The sequence below is a fragment of the Microbacterium hominis NBRC 15708 genome, from assembly GCF_001592125.1.
Taxonomy (GTDB): domain Bacteria; phylum Actinomycetota; class Actinomycetes; order Actinomycetales; family Microbacteriaceae; genus Microbacterium; species Microbacterium hominis.
This window is the reverse complement of sequence record NZ_BCWI01000039.1, coordinates 1-4,281: the sequence shown is the minus strand read 5'-3', so window position 1 is coordinate 4,281 and position 4,281 is coordinate 1. Positions and strand designations below refer to the sequence as shown.

The window sequence follows — 4,281 nt, the reverse complement described above, 5'->3', positions numbered from 1 at the left end:
GCTAGAGGCTCGGAAGTTGCTGCGACCGCTGGATAGGCTGAGCCAATGAGCCGGGACCCGCAAGGCACGGCCTCCGGGTTGACGGCGGGGACCTCGCCGGGCCGTTGGCGGCAGTCGCTGCCGTTGGTCTTCCTTATCGGAGCTGCGGTCGGGGTGCTGGGCGGGATGATCGGCTTGGGCGGCGCGGAGTTCCGGTTGCCGCTGCTGATCGGCCTGTTCGGCCTCGCCGCGCTCCCGGCGATCATCATGAACAAGGCGATGAGCCTCATCGTCGTCATCACCGCCCTGCCCGCCCGTCTCCTCACCGTCCCGCTGGCCGAGGTGACCCCGTACTGGTACGTCATCGTGAACCTGCTGATCGGCAGCCTCATCGGCGCGTGGGTGGGGGCGAACTGGGCGACGAAGATCGCGAGCAAGACCCTCTACCGCGTCCTCGCCGCCCTGCTCGTCCTGATCGCCGTCGTCCTCGTGCTCACGCACTTCATCGCCGCCAACCCGCTGAACCTGCCCGTGACGTGGCAGTGGGTGATCGGCGTGGTCGCCGGGTTCGCGATCGGCGTCGTCGCTGCCCTGATGGGCGTGGCCGGGGGTGAGTTGCTGATTCCGCCGATTGTGCTGCTCTACGGTATCGACATCAAGATTGCCGGCACCCTGTCACTGGCGGTATCGCTGCCGACGATGCTGGTCGCGTTCGCCCGCTACAGTCGCGACAACAGCTTCACCGTCCTACGGCAGAACCCCGGATTCCTCATCGCCATGACCGCCGGGTCGATCGTCGGCACCATCATCGGCGGACTGCTGCTGGGTGTGTTCCCGAGCGTCGTCATAGTCCCGCTGCTCGCCCTGCTGCTCGTCCTGTCCGCGTGGAAGGTCTGGAACCACAAGTAGTGCGAGGAACGGTCATCTGCGCGGCGCTGCCGACAGCCGCGGCGTTCGGGATGAGCCGCGGGATCAGAGGTCGGTGCTGAATACGGTGCGTAGCGCGGTCATGGCATCGGGGCGTGCCTTGTAGTAGACCCACACTCCGCGCTTTTCCCGGTCGACGAGTCCCGCGTCGTGCAGGATCTTGAGGTGGTGGCTGAGGGTCGATTGGGAAAGGTCGAAGCCCTCGGTCAGGTCGCACATGGCGCATGCTTCGCCGTTCTCGTGCGAGAGCACCATCGACATCAGTCGTAGCCGCACCGGGTCTGCGAGGGCCTTCAGCATCCGAGACAGAGGCTCTGCCTGGGTGGGGGTGATCGGCTCGCGGGACAACGGTGTGCAGTACCCGAGGGCGCTGCCCGAGGAAAGGGTCAGGGGCATTGACATGCCTCCAGTGTCCCACACTTCGATACTTTGACGAATGTCGATATCTGCGTAGGATGTGAGTCGGACTTTGAAGTCCATCGAAGTCATCTCGACTGAAGGAGATACCCGTGAGTGCACCGATCCAGCTTGTTCGTTCCAAGTACCGCACCCTCGAAGGCGGGTGCGTGAGTTGCTCCGGCGACCTCGCCACGATCCAGTCTGTGCCGGGCGTGCAGGACGTCGACGCGCTGGCCTCCGGTGTCGTGCTGGTCACGCACGACGGCTCCGTGACTGACGCTGCCGTGATCGAGGCCGCCCAGAAGGCCGGGCTGCCCCTGGCCGCGACAGGTCCTGCCCGTCCCCTCCGCGGTTAACCCCTCCCCAGAACGTCACTCCCAGGAAGAAGGACAACGGATGAGCATTGGCGCGAGCGCACCGGCACAGGTGGCACCCGTGACAGCACGGGCTGTCCGACGTCGGTGGTGGCAGGAGCCCGAGATGGTGACCCTGGGGGTTGCGTCGGTGCTGCTGGTCGCGGGCCTGGTCGTGGAGTGGACGGCCCATCTCGAGCCGGTCTCGCTGGCTCTGTTTTGGGCCGCGATCATTGTCGGGGGTGTTTATCCGCTGCGCAGCGCGGTCCGGGCGGTCCGAAACAGGCGGCTGACGATCACCGTGCTGCTGGTGGTGGCCGTGATCGGCGCGATTGCGCTGGGTGTCGTCGAAGAAGCCGCGATGCTCGTGGTCATCTTCAGCCTGGGTGAAGCGATGGAAGCCTACGCGACCGACAAGGCGCGCGGGTCCATCGACGCGCTGATGGAGCTGGCACCCCCGACCGCCACCCGCCTCACCCACGGCGACCGGACCGAGACCGTGGCGGTGGAGGAGCTGCACCCCGGCGATGTCGTACTCGTGCGTCCCGGCGAACGCCTCCCCACCGATGGCATCGTCGCCGACGGTGCTTCATGGGTGGATGCCAGTCCAGTCACCGGAGAATCGGTGCCGGTCGAGGCCACTGCCGGCACCGAGGTCTTCGGGGGAAGTATGAACGGCAACGGAGTGCTGCGGGTACGGGTCACCAAGGAGCACTATGACACCGTGCTCGCCCGTGTCATCGAGCAGGTCGAGGAAGCGCAGGCCAACCGGAGCGGAGCCGAACGATTCGCGGACAAGTTCAGCGCCGTCTACACCCCGGCGATGTTCATCCTGGCCGTCGCGGTCGCCCTGCTCCTGCCGCTGTTCGGGTTCGAGTGGCGTGAGGCGATCTACCGGGCACTGGTCATCCTGGTCGTCTCGTGCTCCTGCGCGCTCATCATCTCCGTGCCCGTCAGCGTCGTCACCGCGATCGCCCGCGGCGCACGGGATGGGATCCTCATCAAGGGCGGGGTCTACCTCGAACGCCTCGCCGACATCAAGACCGTCGCCTTCGACAAGACCGGCACGCTGACCCGAGGACGACCCGCGCTGACGACCGTCATCCCCGTGGGCGACCTCACCGAGGACGAGACCTTAACATTGGCGGCCGCGGTCGAGGCGGGCAGCGAACACCCCATCGCCACCGCGATCGTCGCCGGCGCGAACGCTCGCGGCCTCGTCTTTCCCGCCGCGATGGGCGCTCGCGCCCTGCCCGGTGCGGGCATGGATGCCATTGTCGACGGCCGCCCCCTGCACATCGGTCGGCCGACAGCCGCCGACCGTGCAAGGTCAGATGTCGGATTGGTGGTCTCCCAAGCCGAGTCAGAAGGCCGGACAGCTGTCGTGCTCCGCGACGAAACCCGCGCACTGGCCGTGCTGACTGTGGCCGACCAACTGCGTCCAGATGCACAGTCCACCATTGACGAGCTCCGCGCACTGGGAATCACACGGGTCATAATGCTCACCGGCGACAGCACCACCGTTGCCCGATCCACCGCCGACGCCCTCGGCCTGGATGACTACCGCGCCGAGCTGTTGCCCGAGGACAAATCCGCCGCAATCCTTGAACTGCGTCAGACGCACGGCCTGATCGCCATGGTCGGTGACGGCGTCAACGACGCCCCCGCCCTGGCCAACGCCGACCTTGCCATCGCGATGGGCGCCGCCGGCGCCGATGTCGCCCTGGAGACCGCAGACGTCGCCCTCATGGCCGACGAACTCGACCGGCTCCCCGCCGCGATCCGCCTCTCCCGCCGAGCACGGAACAACATCAAGATCAACATCGTGCTCAGCCTGACCGTCGTGGCCACCCTGATCATCGCCGCTCTCGCCGGGTGGATGTCCCTGACCACCGGCCTCCTTCTGAACGAAGGCAGCGCCGCTCTCATCATCCTCAACGGCCTGCGCATGCTGGTACCAGGCCGCGGCGAAACCCGACGAAAGCAGACAACTCCCACCACTGGCCACGGCCCGCGCACGCGATAGCCGTCCGATGAGCGATCCGCTATCGAGACGCTAAGTCGCGTGGCGAGGGTCACATGGGATTGCAGATCCGACGAGCGCGGCTCCGCCCCAAGGGATATTTCTCGATTCGCGCGGATTTTGGGGTGTTGTGGGCACCCCCCGGCGCGGCGGCAGATGAGAGCTCGACACCCGACGAGATCGGGTTGCGACAGCCCACCGTCAGCCATTACATAGGCGTACTTCATGGCGCGGTGTCTCGACGGACACCAGGCACGACGACGAGGACGGGTCACACGGGTTCTGGCTCTTTCGTTGGGGAGACGGTGCTGGTCTCCTCGGGAGCCTGTTCGGGAAGGCGCAGCCGCTTGAGCAGGAGAGCGTTGACGGCGACGATCACGCTGGAGCCCGACATGGACAGTGCGGCGATCTCGGGGGAGAGAATGATCCCGAACGCGGGGTAGAACACCCCGGCGGCGATCGGCAGGGCGGCGGCGTTGTAGCCGATGGCCCATCCCAGGTTCTGCCGCATCTTCCGCAGCGTGCCCTTGCCGATCTTCAGCGCGATCGCGACGTCGAGGGGGTCGGAGCGCATCAGCACGACGTCGGCGGTCTCGATCG

General features: G+C 66.6%; 4 protein-coding genes and 1 pseudogene. 3 read left to right on the top strand and 2 right to left on the bottom strand.

What is annotated here, in order from left to right; all coding sequences use genetic code 11:
• Positions 1-45: 45 nt before the first annotated feature.
• On the top strand, positions 46-888 hold the full coding sequence (locus MHO01S_RS16045) for a sulfite exporter TauE/SafE family protein (RefSeq protein ID WP_061782596.1): 843 nt from the start codon (positions 46-48) through the stop codon (positions 886-888).
• A gap of 63 nt (positions 889-951) precedes the next feature.
• Here the strand turns inward: MHO01S_RS16045 and MHO01S_RS16040 are convergent, their stop codons facing one another.
• Positions 952-1,308, bottom strand: a complete 357-nt coding sequence (locus MHO01S_RS16040) for an ArsR/SmtB family transcription factor (protein ID WP_231734801.1) — start codon at positions 1,306-1,308, stop codon at positions 952-954.
• Between the two features lie 107 nt (positions 1,309-1,415).
• Between MHO01S_RS16040 and MHO01S_RS16035 the strand changes: the two genes are divergently transcribed.
• Positions 1,416-1,661, top strand: coding sequence for a heavy-metal-associated domain-containing protein (locus MHO01S_RS16035; RefSeq protein ID WP_060958330.1), 246 nt, complete (start codon positions 1,416-1,418; stop codon positions 1,659-1,661).
• A gap of 124 nt (positions 1,662-1,785) precedes the next feature.
• The gene (locus MHO01S_RS16030; protein ID WP_060958331.1) at positions 1,786-3,684 is read left to right on the top strand and encodes a heavy metal translocating P-type ATPase; all 1,899 of its coding nucleotides are present in this window, start codon (positions 1,786-1,788) and stop codon (positions 3,682-3,684) included.
• 268 nt (positions 3,685-3,952) lie between these two features.
• Here the strand turns inward: MHO01S_RS16030 and MHO01S_RS16025 are convergent.
• Positions 3,953-4,281: pseudogene (locus tag MHO01S_RS16025) on the bottom strand (ATPase P); the annotation flags it as partial.

Coding starts and splice junctions, on each gene's coding strand:
- MHO01S_RS16030 (WP_060958331.1), top strand. CDS start 1,786: ATGGTGACCCTGGGGGTTGCGTCGGTGCTGCTGGTCGCGGGCCTGGTC.
- MHO01S_RS16040 (WP_231734801.1), bottom strand. CDS start 1,308: ATGTCAATGCCCCTGACCCTTTCCTCGGGCAGCGCCCTCGGGTACTGC.
- MHO01S_RS16045 (WP_061782596.1), top strand. CDS start 46: ATGAGCCGGGACCCGCAAGGCACGGCCTCCGGGTTGACGGCGGGGACC.